The following is a 12,981-nucleotide window of genomic DNA, read 5'->3' as shown; positions in this document are numbered from 1 at the left end:
TTATGCCATTGCAACTGCTCAGGCGACGATGTCAGTTCCAGCCGACGCAATCACGGGGTTAGCCCGTTTCTATAACTTTGGAAACAACGCATTGCCGCAACGCGAGCAGAACGCCGCACCATGTTCATGAGTGTTCTTGCGGCATGTCGGGCAGTCATGCTGCAGCTGTTCGCCGCGCAGGGCGTTGGCCAGCTCCGCGGTGAAGATGCCCGTGGGCACGGCGATGATCGAATAACCGGTGATCATCACCAGTGACGACAGCACCTGGCCCAGCGGTGTCTTCGGCACGATATCGCCGAAGCCGACGGTGGTCAGGGTGACGATCGCCCAGTAGATACCCTTGGGGATGCTGGTGAAGCCATGCTCGGGGCCCTCGACCATGTACATCAGGGTGCCGAACACGGTGACCAGGGTCGATACGCTGACCAGGAACACGATGATCTTCTGTCGGCTGCCCTGTAGCGCCGCGAGCAGGTAATGGGCCTGTTTGAGGTAGGGGCTTAACTTGAGCACGCGGAAGATTCGCAGCATGCGGATGACCCGCACGATCAGCAGGTACTGGGCGTCGCTGTAGTACAGTGTCGGTCTGGAAGACGACGACGTACAGCCGCTCGCGCAGGCTAGCAGGGTTATCCATGGGCGCATTCCATTGTGCGATGGACTGAGCCTAGGGGCTGGGTTTTAGCTGTGCAAGCGGCCTGCGTTGCGGCGTTGAAATGATTGCGCCAGATGGCCGCCCAGGTGCATCAGCCAACAGGCGACGACAAAGGGCGCTGTCAGGCCGGCGATGGGCATCAGGTTGAACAGCGGTTGCAACAGCAGGGCCGCAGTGATGGCCAGCAGGGTTACCCAAGGACGTTCGCCCTGGCGGCTGAAGGCCAGCGCGGCGAGCGCTGCGTTGAAACCGAACAGCCCCATCCAGGCGGCCTGGGCCTCGCCCGCCAACAGAGCCACGGCGCCGCCGATGGCCGAGCCGATCAGTGCCCAGAGTGCGGCATAGGGGTTGGCGACGAACATGCCGATGACGATCAGCAGGCCGGCCAGCGGGTTGTCCAGCAAAAAGATCTGGCCCACACCGCGTAGCAAGGCATAGAGCGGATTGGCCTCGGTGTAGAGGGCCGGCATAGGCTCTGCCATCAGCAGGGTACCCCAACCCAGTAGCACGAAAGGCGCGGTATAGGCGATCAGCAGCTTGCCGCCGCGCTTGCGCCACTGGTGCGTGAGGATGCTGGAGAGGCCGCCGGCGGCGATGATCAACGGTGGCATGATGGCCGACCATGGCAGCAAGGCCGCGATCAGCAGGCCGATCAATACGCCGTTGTAGCAGTACAGGCCGGCCTGGCGGTCGGCGCGTTCGTAACCGCGGCGTTGGGCGGTCAGTAGCCCGGCCAGGGCACCGAGCAGGGCGCCGCCGACCAGGTTCGGGGCGGTCACCAGGATGGCCAGCAGGCAGCACAGGCCGCACAAGGGGTTGCGCAGCAGCAGTACCTGGCTGAAGCCGTTGAGCAAAGCCGTGGCCCAGTCGGGGCATGGGTTGACGAAATTCTTGGTGTACATGGGGCAGTCGGGAAGGTTGTTGGGAAAGCGGTGGGCCTCTTTGGGCCTCGGGTTGTCCGCCGTTATCGTGTCCAGGGAGGGCGCTGCACGCCCATCGCCGGCAAGCCGGCTCCCACAAGTAACGCGTCAGCCTTGAGGACAGCACTGTTCCTGTGGGAGCCGGCTTGCCGGCGATGGGCTGCGTAGCAGCCCTGGTATTGCCCTCTTTTTTCGCGGCACAAGGCCGCTCCTACAGGGTATTGCCTATTCTTTGCAGGAGCGCCCTTTGGGTCAGACCAAGGTCTCGATCCGCAGTGTATTGGTCGTCCCCGGCTTGCCGAAAGGCACACCGGCGGTGATCAGCAGCGTGTCGCCACGGCTGGCCATGCCTTGCGCCTGGGCTATTTCCAGGGCAGTGGAAACAACCTCATCGACCTGGCGCAGGCGATCGTTGACCACCGAGTGCACGCCCCAGGTCACGCTCAGGCGGCGAGCGGTGGTGAGGTTCGGCGTCAGGTTGAGGATCGGTGCACGCGGGCGCTCGCGAGCCGCGCGCAGGGTCGAGGAACCCGACTCGCTGTAGTTGACCAGCACGGCCACTGGCAGGATGCCGCTGATGCGACGAATCGCGCAACTGATGGCGTCCGACACCGTGGCTTCGGCCTTGGGCCGGCCGACGTCGAGCTGGGCCTGGTAGTCCGGGCCGTTCTCCACCTGGCGGATGATCTTGCTCATCATCTGCACGGCTTCGAGCGGGTAGTCGCCCGAGGCGGTCTCGGCCGACAGCATGACGGCGTCGGTCCCCTCGGCCACGGCATTGGCCACATCGGTGACCTCGGCGCGGGTCGGAGCAGGAGAGAAGCGCATCGACTCGAGCATCTGGGTCGCCACCACTACTGGCTTACCCAACTGGCGGCAGGTGCCGATGATGCGTTTCTGGATCTGCGGCACGCTTTCGGCCGGCACTTCCACACCCAGGTCGCCGCGCGCGACCATGATCGCGTCGGACAGCTCCGCGATCGCCTGCAGCTGCTCGACCGCCGAGGGCTTCTCGATCTTGGCCATCAGGTAGGCGCGCTCGCCGATCAGCTGGCGGGCTTCGACGATGTCTTCAGGGCGCTGGACGAACGACAGGGCCACCCAGTCCACGCCCAGGTCCAGGCCGAAGGCCAGGTCGCGGCGATCTTTCTCGGTCAGTGGGCTGAGGTCGAGCACGGCCTGGGGCACGTTGACGCCCTTGCGGTCGGACAGCTCGCCGCCGGCGACCACTTCGGTGTCGATGGCGTCGCTGTGCTTGGCGGTTACCCGCAGGCGCAGCTTGCCGTCATCGAGCAGCAGGTCCATGCCAGGCTCCAGCGCAGCGATGATCTCGGGGTGGGGCAGGTTGACCCGGCGGCTGTCGCCTGGGGTGCTGTCCAGGTCCAGGCGCAGGGCCTGGCCGCGTTGCAGTTGCACCTTGCCTTCGGCGAAGCGGCCGACACGCAGCTTGGGCCCCTGCAGGTCCATGAGGATACCCAGTGGGTAGTTCAGCTGTTGCTCCACTTCGCGGATCCACTGGTAGCGCAGGGCGTGGTCGGCGTGTTCGCCATGGCTGAAGTTCAGGCGGAAGATGTTCACGCCGGCTTCGACCAGTTGGCGGATATCGTCGACGCCTTTGATCGCAGGGCCCAGGGTAGCGAGGATTTTGACTTTCTTATCTGGCGTCATGATGGCTGAGTCTCGAGGATCAGGATGGCACGGAAGTCGTTGACGTTGGTGCGGGTCGGCTCGGTGACGATCAGCGCATCCAGTGCGGCGAAGTAGCCATAGCCGTTGTTGTTGTCCAGCTCGTCGGACGCTGACAGGCCCAGGGCCTCGGCGTTGGCGTAGCTTTGCGGAGTCATGATGGCGCCGGCGTTTTCCTCGGAGCCGTCGATGCCGTCGGTGTCCCCGGCCAGGGCGTAGACGCCTGGCAGGCCCTTGAGGTTTTCGGTCAGGCTGAGCAGGAACTCGGCGTTGCGCCCGCCACGGCCGTTGCCGCGCACGGTGACCGTGGTCTCGCCGCCGGACAGGATGATGCAAGGCGCCTTCAGCGGCTGGCCATGCAGCACGATCTGCCGGGCGATACCAGCATGCACCTTGGCCACTTCGCGCGACTCACCTTCCAGGTCGCCCAGGATCAGTGGGCTGAAACCTGCCTGGCGGGCCTTGACGGCCGCGGCCTCGAGCGACTGCTGGGGCTTGGCGATCAGCTTGAAGTGGCTGCGGGCCAGGGCCGGGTCGTCGGCCTTGACGGTTTCCGAGGCCGGGTTGTTCAGCCAATCGACAACGGCTTTGGGCGCTTCGATGTTGTAGCGCTTGAGAATGGCCAGGGCATCGGCCGAGGTGCTCGGGTCGGCCACGGTGGGGCCGGAGGCGATGACGGTGGCCAGGTCCCCAGGAACGTCGGAGATGGCATAGGTGTAGACCGTCGCCGGCCAACAGGCTTTGGCCAGGCGGCCGCCCTTGATCGCCGAGAGGTGCTTGCGCACGCAGTTCATCTCGCCGATGGTGGCGCCGGACTTGAGCAGGGCCTTGTTGATCTGTTGCTTGTCGGCCAGGGTCAGGCCGTCGGCAGGCAGGGCCAGCAAGGCCGAGCCGCCACCGGAGAGCAGGAAGATCACCCGGTCGTCTTCATTGAGGTTGCTGACCAGTTCCAGCACGCGCTTGGCCACGGCCAGGCCGGCGGCATCGGGGACCGGGTGGGCGGCTTCGACCACCTCGATCTTCTGGCAGTTGGCGCCATGGCCGTAGCGGGTCACGACCAGGCCGGACACTTCGCCCTGCCAGCTCTTCTCGACCACCTCGGCCATGGCCGCGGCCGCCTTGCCGGCGCCGATGACGATGACGCGACCGGTTCGGTCGGCAGGCAGGTGAGGTTCCAGGACCTGGCGTGGGTGAGCGGCGGCGATGGCTGTGTCGAACAGCTCGCGGAGAATTTTTTGTGGATCGACCGACATGGCAGGCTCCCAAAATCTTATTGTTCTGCAGAATCGAAAACGCCCCTGGAACTGCCTCCGTGCAGGCCGAACCAGGGGCGGGTGTTGCTCGGTGTCACCGTTGGGCCTGTGGTCGCAGGTTCAACAGTGTGGATCTCATCGCCGGCAAGCCGGCTCCCACAGGTACAACAGAAGACTTCAGAATGGTGGGAGCCGGCTTGCCAGCGATTGGGCTGCAAGGCAGCCCGTGATCACTTGTCGTCGCGGATCGAGAAGTTGGCCATGTGCTCCAGGCCTTTGATCAGCGCCGAGTGGTCCCAGTTGCCGCCGCCCAGGGCGACGCAGGTGCTGAACACTTGCTGGGCGTTGGAGGTGTTGGGCAGGTTGATACCCAACTCCTTGGCGCCTTGCAGGGCCAGGTTCAGGTCCTTCTGGTGGAGGTTGATGCGGAAGCCTGGGTCGAAGGTGCCCTTGATCATGCGCTCGGCGTGCACTTCGAGGATCTTCGAGGAGGCGAAGCCGCCCATCAGCGCTTCACGTACCTTGGCTGGGTCCGCGCCATTCTTGGCAGCGAACAGCAGGGCTTCGCCGACGGCCTGGATGTTCAGGGCGACGATGATCTGGTTGGCGACCTTGGCGGTCTGGCCGTCACCGTTGCCACCAACGCGGGTGATGTTCTTGCCCATGGCTTCGAACAGCGGCAGGGCGCGCTCGAAGGCTTTCGGGCAACCACCGACCATGATGCTCAGGGTGCCGGCCTTGGCGCCGACTTCACCACCGGAAACCGGGGCGTCTAGGTAGGCAGCGCCGGTGGCCTTGATCTTCTCGGCGAAGGCTTTGGTGGCGGTAGGGGAGATCGAGCTCATGTCGATCACCACCTTGTTCGGACCAACGCCTTCGGCCACGCCATTCTCACCGAACAGGACCGCTTCTACCTGCGGGGTGTCCGGGACCATGACGATGATGAACTCGGCTTCCTGGGCCACTTCCTTCGGGTTGGCCAGGGCGACGGCGCCAGCGGCGACCAGATCGGCCGGGGCGGCGTCGTGGTGGGTGGAAACGAACAGGCTGTGACCTGCCTTTTGCAGGTTCTGGGCCATTGGTTTGCCCATGATGCCGGTGCCGATGAAACCGATTTTAGCCATGACAATGTGCCTCTTTGTATTTGTTCGCGGATCCTGTAGGAGCGGGTTTGTCCCGCGATGGCGGCGGTGAAGTCGCCATCGCAATCGCGGGACAAGCCCGCTCCTACAGGTCGGTGTCCGATCGTTAGATTGCGTTGTGGGTCTTCAGCCAGCCCAGGCCTGCTTCGGTGGTGGTCAGCGGCTTGTATTCCGCGCCCACCCAGCCCTGGTAGCCGATGCGGTCCAGGTGCTCGAACAGGAAGCGATAGTTGATCTCGCCGGTGCCTGGTTCGTTGCGGCCGGGGTTGTCGGCCAGCTGGATGTGGTTGATCAGTTTCAGGTTGGCTTCCATGGTGCGAGCCAGGTCACCTTCCATGATCTGCATGTGATAGATGTCGTATTGCAGGAACAGGTTGTCGCTGCCGACTTCGGCCTGGATTTCCAGGGCCTGCTTGGTGGTGTTCAGGTAGAAGCCTGGGATATCGCGGGTGTTGATCATTTCCATGACCAGGCGGATACCCGCGGCCTTGAGCTTGTCGGCGGCGTACTTAAGGTTGTCGACGAAGGTCTTGCGCACGGTGGCGCAGTCCGGGCCTTGCGGGCGGATACCGGCCAGGCAGTTGACCTGGGTGTTGCCCAGGACCTTGGCGTATTCGATGGCCTTGTCGACACCTGCGCGGAATTCCTCTACGCGCTCAGGGTTGCAGGCGATGCCGCGCTCGCCCTTGCCCCAATCACCGGCCGGCAGGTTGAACAGCACCTGGGTCAGGCCGTGGGCATCGAGCTGTTGCTTGATCTCGGCGGCGCTGAAATCGTACGGGAAGAGGTATTCGACACCGCTGAAACCAGCGTCGGCGGCGGCCTTGAAGCGGGCCAGGAAGTCCTGCTCGGTGAACAGCATGGACAGGTTGGCAGCGAAGCGAGGCATGGTTGTCTCCTTGCAGATGAAGGCCCCCGGCACAGCCGGCGCGGGGGCGTCAGGCGGTCAGTCCAGCATCGAGATCGCGGTAGGCGCGTCGTTGCCGACCAGGGCGAGGTCTTCGAACTCGTTAACCGCGTTGATCTCGGTACCCATGGAAATGTTGGTCACGCGCTCGAGGATCACCTCGACCACCACCGGTACGCGGAACTCTTCGGCCATCTTCTGCGCCTTGAGCAGGGCAGGGGCGATTTCAGCCGGTTCGAACACACGCAGAGCCTTGCAGCCCAGGCCCTCGACCACGGCCACGTGATCGACGCCGTAGTTGTTGGCTTCGGTGGCGTTGATGTTCTCGAACGCCAGTTGTACACAGTAATCCATGTCGAAGCCACGCTGGGCCTGGCGGATCAGGCCGAGGTAGGCGTTGTTCACCAGCACGTGGACGTACGGCAGGTTGAACTGCGCACCCACGGCCAGCTCTTCGATCATGAACTGGAAGTCGTAGTCACCGGACAGCGCGACGACCTTGCGCTTGGGGTCGGCCTTGACCACGCCCAGGGCAGCCGGAATGGTCCAGCCCAGCGGGCCGGCCTGGCCGCAGTTGATCCAGTGGCGTGGCTTGTACACATGCAGGAACTGGGCGCCGGCGATCTGCGACAGACCGATGGTGCTAACGTAGCAGGTGTCCTTGCCGAAGACCTGGTTCATTTCTTCATACACGCGCTGCGGCTTGACCGGCACGTTGTCGAAGTGGGTCTTGCGCTGCAGGCTCGACTTGCGCTGCTGGCAGTCTTCCAGCCACTCGCGGCGGCACTTGAGCTTGCCGGCGGCTTTCCACTCACGGGCCACTTCCAGGAACGCATCCAGTGCGGCGCCTGCGTCGGAAACGATACCCAGGTCCGGGGTGAACACACGGCCGATCTGGGTGGGTTCGATATCCACGTGAACGAACTTGCGGCCTTCGGTGTAGACGTCGACGGAGCCGGTGTGGCGGTTGGCCCAACGGTTACCGATACCGAATACCAAGTCGGACTTGAGCAGGGTGGCGTTGCCGTAGCGGTGCGAAGTCTGCAGACCAACCATGCCGACCATCTGCGGGTGATCGTCCGGGATGGTGCCCCAGCCCATCAGGGTCGGGATGACCGGTACGCCGGTCAGTTCGGCGAACTCGACCAATTTCTCACTGGCATCGGCGTTGATCACGCCGCCGCCGGAAACGATCAGCGGACGCTCGGCTTCGTTGAGCATGGCCAGGGCTTTTTCAGCCTGGACACGGTTGGCGGCTGGCTTGTGCACCGGCAGCGGCTCGTAGGCGTCGATGTCGAATTCGATTTCGGCCATCTGCACGTCGAACGGCAGGTCGATCAGCACAGGGCCTGGGCGGCCGGTGCGCATTTCGTAGAAGGCCTTCTGGAACGCGTAGGGCACCTGGCCCGGTTCCAGGACAGTGGTGGCCCACTTGGTGACTGGCTTGACGATGTTGGTGATGTCAACGGCCTGGAAGTCTTCCTTGTGCAGGCGAGCACGAGGGGCTTGGCCGGTGATGCAGAGAATTGGGATGGAGTCGGCCGAAGCGCTGTACAGACCGGTGACCATGTCGGTGCCGGCTGGGCCGGAGGTGCCGATGCACACACCGATATTGCCCGGGTTGGCGCGGGTGTAACCCTCGGCCATGTGGGAAGCGCCTTCGACGTGGCGAGCGAGGACGTGATCGATGCCACCGACTTTCTTAAGGGCCGAGTACAGCGGGTTGATGGCAGCCCCCGGGATGCCGAACGCGGTATCTACACCTTCACGGCGCATGACCAGAACGGCTGCATCGATTGCTCTCATTTTGCTCATGGTTTGTGCCTCATCGATTTTGTAATTGTATACAACTTGCTTTGCGACAGAGTGTATTCACGCTCGGCGCCTTAGGTCAATCCATTTTCATCTGTGGAGGTGGCTTTCGTCGGGAAGCCTATGAAAACGGCATTTCGTCTGATCGTGCACGATAGTCTGAAAATATTGTATACAAAAAATCTGGCCGTTGTGTTCTATTGTCGTATCGGTTTTCAACTGCCCTCAGGGCTTCTCACAACAAGAAGAGGACCTTTCCATGAACGCATTGACCCTGAAAGTCGCCGTCAGCCTGGTGAACGCCGCGCTGGACGCAGGCCGCAAGATCAACGCCGCCCCCTTGACGGTGGCGGTACTGGATGCCGGTGGGCATCTGCTCACGCTGCAGCGCGAGGACGGCGCCAGCTTGCTGCGCCCGCAGGTGGCCATGGGCAAGGCCTGGGGGGCTGTCGCCCTGGGCAAGGGTTCGCGCCTGCTGGCGCTGGATTCGCAACAACGGCCGGCGTTCTTCGCGGCGCTCAACGGCCTGGGCGAGCGTCCGGTGGTGCCGGCGCCGGGTGGTGTCCTGATTCGCGATCAGGACGGCAAGGTATTGGGTGCGGTAGGGATCAGCGGTGATACGTCGGATATCGACGAGCAGTGCGCGATCAGTGCGATCGAAGAGGTGGGGCTGACGGCGGATGCTGGGGTCGCCGCCTGATTCTGGATTGACTGTAATGGTTCAATCGCCGGCAAGCCGGCTCATACAGGTATCGCACTGAATTCACTGTCAGTGGAGTACCTGTGGGAGCCGGCTTGCCGGCGATTGGGTCTATTAGGCAGCCTCGGGCTCGCAGCCCTTGAGCACCAGGCGGATGATGGTCTCGGCCGCGGCTTCGTAATCGGTGTCGGACAGCTTGGCCTTGCCGGTGATCACCGAGATCTGCCAGTCGAAGTCAGCGTAGGTCTGGGTCGCCGCCCAGATGCTGAACATCAGGTGGTGTGGGTCGACCGGGGCGATCTGCTTGCGCTCGATCCAGCGCTGGATGCACTCGATGTTGTGCCGCGCCTGTTCGTTGAGCTGCTGCACCTGGCTGGGCGACAGGTGCGGGGCGCCGTGCATGATCTCGCTGGCGAACACCTTGGACGCATGGGGCAGGTCACGGGAGATGCGGATCTTCGAGCGGATGTAGCCGCTGAGCACCTCCTTGGGGTCGCCGTCGGCGTTGAATGGCGTGGAGGCCTGCATGATCGGCGCGATGATGCTTTCCAGGACCTCGCGGTAGAGGTTGTCCTTGGATTTGAAGTAGTAGTACACGTTCGGCTTGGGCAGGCCCGCCTTGGCGGCGATGTCGCTGGTCTTGGTGGCGGCGAAGCCCTTGTCGGCGAATTCTTCGCTGGCCGCGCGCAGGATCAGCTCCTTGTTGCGCTCGCGAATGGTGCTCATGTCGGGAATCTTCCTTTGTCTGGCCACCTCTAAAGAGGGTCCGGCATGGTAGCACCCGCCTTGTCGGGCGCTCAAGGCAGCCGCTTTGGGCTAGACTTCGGCCCATTCAACCCATTGGAAACAGGCAAACATGGCAGGAAGCAGTCTACTGGTACTGATCGACGACATCGCCACGGTGCTCGATGATGTCTCGGTGATGACCAAGGTCGCGGCGAAGAAGACCGCAGGCGTGTTGGGCGACGACCTGGCGCTCAACGCCCAGCAGGTGACGGGCGTGCGTGCCGACCGGGAGCTGCCGGTGGTCTGGGCGGTGGCCAAGGGTTCATTCATCAACAAGGCGATCCTGGTACCTGCGGCCTTGCTGATCAGTGCATTCATACCCTGGGCGGTGACGCCGCTGCTGATGCTCGGCGGCGCGTTCCTGTGCTTCGAAGGTTTCGAGAAGCTGGCGCACAAGTTCTTGCACAGCAAGGCCGAGGATGCGACGCAGCATGCGGCGCACAACGAAGCCCTGGCCGACCCGAACATCGACCTGGTGGCCTACGAGAAGGACAAGATCAAAGGCGCGGTGCGCACCGACTTCATCCTGTCGGCGGAGATCATCGCCATCACCCTGGGCATCGTTGCCGATTCGCCGTTGACCCAGCAGATCGTCGTGCTCTCGGGCATCGCCGTGGTGATGACCATCGGGGTGTATGGGCTGGTGGGCGGTATCGTCAAGCTCGACGACCTGGGGCTATGGCTGACCACCAAGGCATCGAACCTGGCCAAAGCGGTGGGCAGCGGCATACTGCGGGCCGCCCCGTACATGATGAAGAGTCTGTCGGTGATCGGCACCGCGGCCATGTTCCTGGTCGGCGGCGGCATCCTGGTGCATGGCATCGAGCCGCTGCATCATGCCATCGAAGCGTTCAGCGAAGGGCGTGGCGGGGCGCTTACCGGCGGTGTGCTCAATGGCCTGGTAGGCATTGTGGCCGGAGCCGTGGTACTGGCGGTGGTGAGTGTGCTGGGCAAGGTGTGGAAAGTGCTGCGCCCGGCCAATTGACTGCGGGGGATGGCCGGGGCAAGCCCCGGATCGCGGGACAAGCCCGCTCCCACAAATACAGGCCACTCCCGCCTGTAGGAGCGGCCTTGCGCAGCAGCTCCACCCTCTGTAGGAGCGGCCTTGCGCCGCGAAAGGGCTGCGCAGCAGCCCCCGTACACCGTCAGAAGTGATACTTGAGCAGGAAGCTCATGGTGTTCTGGTCGGTGGTGAACGCATCGCTGTCCTTGATGCCGTACTTGTTCTTCCAGTAGTCATACTCGATACCCACGTACAACTGCTTCTGGCCAATCTTCAGCGCCTTGCCCAGGTCGTATTTCACCTGTGGATTGAAGTGCAAGTTGGCCTGGTAGGTGCCGCGGCGGTTCTCGTCGTTGTCCACCACCCAATCCATGAAACCGTCGATCAGGATGTCGGACGAGCCCACCGGCAGGGTGTAGGACCACACGGGGGTGATCTGCCAGACGTTATCACCGGGGCGGCTACCGTCAGTGGTGCGCTGGTAGAAGTTCAGCTGGAAGTAGTCGAAGCCTGGGATATCCAGATCGAAACCTGGGCCGATCAGGTAGGCCTCGGTATCGCCTTCGCCGAACTCATAGGTCATGGCCAACAGCACGTCCTTGACCGGGCCGAACGAGAGCTTCTGGTCGAAGATCTTGCCGAACGACAACCGCGGGCTGATTTCGCCGTAGTAGGTGTTCGGGCCGTTGCTGGCGTCTTTCTTGCCCTGGTAGAAGATCTTGTCGAAGAAGATGAAGTTGTCCCCGTACTTCCAGCCATCGGCGTGCTCGAAGGTGAAGGTCTGCTGGGTTTCCGGGTTCACCTTGAAGTTCTTGCCCCACAGGTAGGTGAGGCTGTTGTTCTGCCATTGCAGAAGATCGCCGGCGAACGTGGCTCCGGATGCCAGCAGGCCGCCGGCGAGTATCAGGCTGTTGATGGTACGCATTGCGAAGGTCGCTCCCTTGAGTCAGATCTGTTGTCAGCGCTCTTTGGCGCTATTCTTGTCTTTCGAGTCAGCTTTTTTCGATTGGCCACAGCTGTTTGGCAAGAGCTGCGCCAACTTTCCGGGTTGGTCACAACCATCCTGCTCGACTTCGTTCTGAACGGATGAAAAGGGTATTTCAGGCTGGCAACACGTTGGCCAACCGCCCGAATTCATTGACTGAGCGGTCAGGAAACGCGGGCAGGATCCTTCCTGCCCTGATCGAGGGGGCGCGCAGATTACTCACTTGCGCGCCAGGCCTCAAGTGCTCCGTCCTGGCGCACTATGGCACAAAACTTGATCTTTCAGTCAACTTTTAGAAATGAACTTTCACCAAGGCACTGGTTACGCTCTGGTTGCTGTCGATATTGCCTTGGCTGTCGATGCCGTACTTGTCCTTCCAATAGCTGTATTCGATACCCACATAGAGCTGCTTGGCACCCCAGTTCAAGGCCTTGCCCAGGTCGTACTTGACCTGGGGGTTGAACTGCAGGTTGGAGTGGTAGGTGCCACGGCGGGTCTGGTCGTTGTCCACCACCCAGTCGATGTAGCCATCGATGAGGATGTCGGATTTACCGACAGGAATGGTGTAGGACCAGTTCGGGGTGATCTGCCAGACATCATCTCCGGGGCGGCTGCCCTCGGTATTGCGCCAGTAGAAGTTCAGGTTGAAATAGTTGAAGCCCGGTACTGCCAGGCTGAAGCCGGGGCCGATCAGGTAGGCCTCGTTGTCGCCTTCGCCGCGCTCGTAGGTCATGGCCAGCAGTACGTCCTTGATCGGGCCGAACTCGAGCTTGCGGTTGAAGATCTTGCCGAACGACAGACGTGGGCTGAACTCACCGTAGTAGGTGGTCGGGCCTTTGGTGGCATCGGCCTGGCCGTTGTAGAAGGTCTTGTCGATGAACAGGAAGGTGTCGCCGTATTTCCATCGGTTGGCGTGTTCGAACGTCACTGTCTGCTGGATGCCTGGGTTTACCTTGAAGTCTTTGCCGTACAGGTACGTCAGGCTTTCGCCGTGCCACTCCAACAAGTCGCCCGCGACGGCGGGGAGGGTGGCCAGCAGGCTGCTGCCCAGCAACAGGGACGAGGTGATGCGCTTCATGTTGTGATTCCCGGTTCTTGTTCTTGTTTGTGGTTTTTTCGGCGCGCAGGCGCC

At 62.5% G+C, this 12,981-nt stretch carries 11 protein-coding genes and 1 pseudogene; 2 read left to right on the top strand and 10 right to left on the bottom strand.

The window, feature by feature from the left end; translation table 11 throughout:
* Positions 1–69: 69 nt before the first annotated feature.
* The 7 genes and pseudogenes from IRZ56_RS09920 to gcl form a co-directional block, all read right to left on the bottom strand.
* A pseudogene (locus IRZ56_RS09920) lies at positions 70–579 on the bottom strand (ion transporter); the annotation flags it as partial.
* Positions 580–681: 102 nt separating this feature from the next.
* A complete protein-coding gene (locus tag IRZ56_RS09915) occupies positions 682–1,557 on the bottom strand; it encodes an urea transporter (RefSeq protein WP_196144791.1) in 876 nt (291 codons plus the stop codon).
* 270 nt (positions 1,558–1,827) lie between these two features.
* On the bottom strand, positions 1,828–3,243 hold the full coding sequence (gene pyk / locus IRZ56_RS09910; RefSeq protein ID WP_196144790.1) for a pyruvate kinase: 1,416 nt from the start codon (positions 3,241–3,243) through the stop codon (positions 1,828–1,830).
* On the bottom strand, positions 3,240–4,514 hold the full coding sequence (locus IRZ56_RS09905) for a glycerate kinase type-2 family protein (RefSeq protein WP_196144789.1): 1,275 nt from the start codon (positions 4,512–4,514) through the stop codon (positions 3,240–3,242). Before IRZ56_RS09905 ends, pyk begins: the two co-directional genes overlap by 4 nt.
* Positions 4,515–4,744: 230 nt before the next feature.
* Positions 4,745–5,722 carry a 2-hydroxy-3-oxopropionate reductase gene (locus IRZ56_RS09900; protein ID WP_328306605.1) on the bottom strand — a complete coding sequence of 326 codons (978 nt, stop codon included), beginning with the start codon at positions 5,720–5,722 and terminating at the stop codon, positions 4,745–4,747.
* A 40-nt stretch (positions 5,723–5,762) separates the two neighbouring features.
* Entirely contained in the window at positions 5,763–6,545 is a 783-nt protein-coding gene (gene hyi, locus IRZ56_RS09895; RefSeq protein WP_070576732.1) for a hydroxypyruvate isomerase, read from the bottom strand.
* Positions 6,546–6,602: 57 nt separating this feature from the next.
* Positions 6,603–8,378, bottom strand: a complete 1,776-nt coding sequence (gene gcl, locus IRZ56_RS09890) for a glyoxylate carboligase (protein ID WP_084854615.1) — start codon at positions 8,376–8,378, stop codon at positions 6,603–6,605.
* Between the two features lie 256 nt (positions 8,379–8,634).
* Between gcl and IRZ56_RS09885 the strand changes: the two genes are divergently transcribed.
* Positions 8,635–9,075, top strand: a complete 441-nt coding sequence (locus IRZ56_RS09885; protein ID WP_196144788.1) for a GlcG/HbpS family heme-binding protein — start codon at positions 8,635–8,637, stop codon at positions 9,073–9,075.
* Positions 9,076–9,189: 114 nt separating this feature from the next.
* On the opposite strand, the gene IRZ56_RS09880 is transcribed toward IRZ56_RS09885, so the two are convergent.
* On the bottom strand, positions 9,190–9,801 hold the full coding sequence (locus IRZ56_RS09880) for a TetR/AcrR family transcriptional regulator (RefSeq protein WP_196144787.1): 612 nt from the start codon (positions 9,799–9,801) through the stop codon (positions 9,190–9,192).
* A gap of 130 nt (positions 9,802–9,931) precedes the next feature.
* Between IRZ56_RS09880 and IRZ56_RS09875 the strand changes: the two genes are divergently transcribed.
* Positions 9,932–10,846, top strand: coding sequence for a DUF808 domain-containing protein (locus IRZ56_RS09875; protein WP_196144786.1), 915 nt, complete (start codon positions 9,932–9,934; stop codon positions 10,844–10,846).
* A gap of 160 nt (positions 10,847–11,006) precedes the next feature.
* Here IRZ56_RS09875 and IRZ56_RS09870 read toward each other — a convergent pair whose 3' ends face one another.
* Together IRZ56_RS09870 and IRZ56_RS09865 are read right to left on the bottom strand one after the other, a co-directional pair.
* Complete coding sequence (locus IRZ56_RS09870) at positions 11,007–11,789, bottom strand: outer membrane protein OmpK (RefSeq protein WP_196144785.1); 783 nt, start codon at positions 11,787–11,789, stop codon at positions 11,007–11,009.
* 352 nt (positions 11,790–12,141) lie between these two features.
* Positions 12,142–12,927 carry an outer membrane protein OmpK gene (locus IRZ56_RS09865; protein ID WP_196144784.1) on the bottom strand — a complete coding sequence of 262 codons (786 nt, stop codon included), beginning with the start codon at positions 12,925–12,927 and terminating at the stop codon, positions 12,142–12,144.
* Positions 12,928–12,981: the final 54 nt, after the last annotated feature.

The organism is Pseudomonas guariconensis, from assembly GCF_015680235.1.
GTDB lineage: Bacteria > Pseudomonadota > Gammaproteobacteria > Pseudomonadales > Pseudomonadaceae > Aquipseudomonas > Aquipseudomonas guariconensis_A.
This window is presented reverse-complemented; position numbering and strand designations above follow the sequence as displayed.

What these genes read in the sequence shown, in the direction of transcription:
- IRZ56_RS09915 (WP_196144791.1), bottom strand. Translation starts at nt 1,557, where the DNA reads ATGTACACCAAGAATTTCGTCAACCCATGCCCCGACTGGGCCACGGCT.
- pyk (WP_196144790.1), bottom strand. Translation starts at nt 3,243, where the DNA reads ATGACGCCAGATAAGAAAGTCAAAATCCTCGCTACCCTGGGCCCTGCG.
- IRZ56_RS09905 (WP_196144789.1), bottom strand. Translation starts at nt 4,514, where the DNA reads ATGTCGGTCGATCCACAAAAAATTCTCCGCGAGCTGTTCGACACAGCC.
- hyi (WP_070576732.1), bottom strand. Translation starts at nt 6,545, where the DNA reads ATGCCTCGCTTCGCTGCCAACCTGTCCATGCTGTTCACCGAGCAGGAC.
- gcl (WP_084854615.1), bottom strand. Translation starts at nt 8,378, where the DNA reads ATGAGCAAAATGAGAGCAATCGATGCAGCCGTTCTGGTCATGCGCCGT.
- IRZ56_RS09885 (WP_196144788.1), top strand. Translation starts at nt 8,635, where the DNA reads ATGAACGCATTGACCCTGAAAGTCGCCGTCAGCCTGGTGAACGCCGCG.
- IRZ56_RS09880 (WP_196144787.1), bottom strand. Translation starts at nt 9,801, where the DNA reads ATGAGCACCATTCGCGAGCGCAACAAGGAGCTGATCCTGCGCGCGGCC.
- IRZ56_RS09875 (WP_196144786.1), top strand. Translation starts at nt 9,932, where the DNA reads ATGGCAGGAAGCAGTCTACTGGTACTGATCGACGACATCGCCACGGTG.
- IRZ56_RS09870 (WP_196144785.1), bottom strand. Translation starts at nt 11,789, where the DNA reads ATGCGTACCATCAACAGCCTGATACTCGCCGGCGGCCTGCTGGCATCC.
- IRZ56_RS09865 (WP_196144784.1), bottom strand. Translation starts at nt 12,927, where the DNA reads ATGAAGCGCATCACCTCGTCCCTGTTGCTGGGCAGCAGCCTGCTGGCC.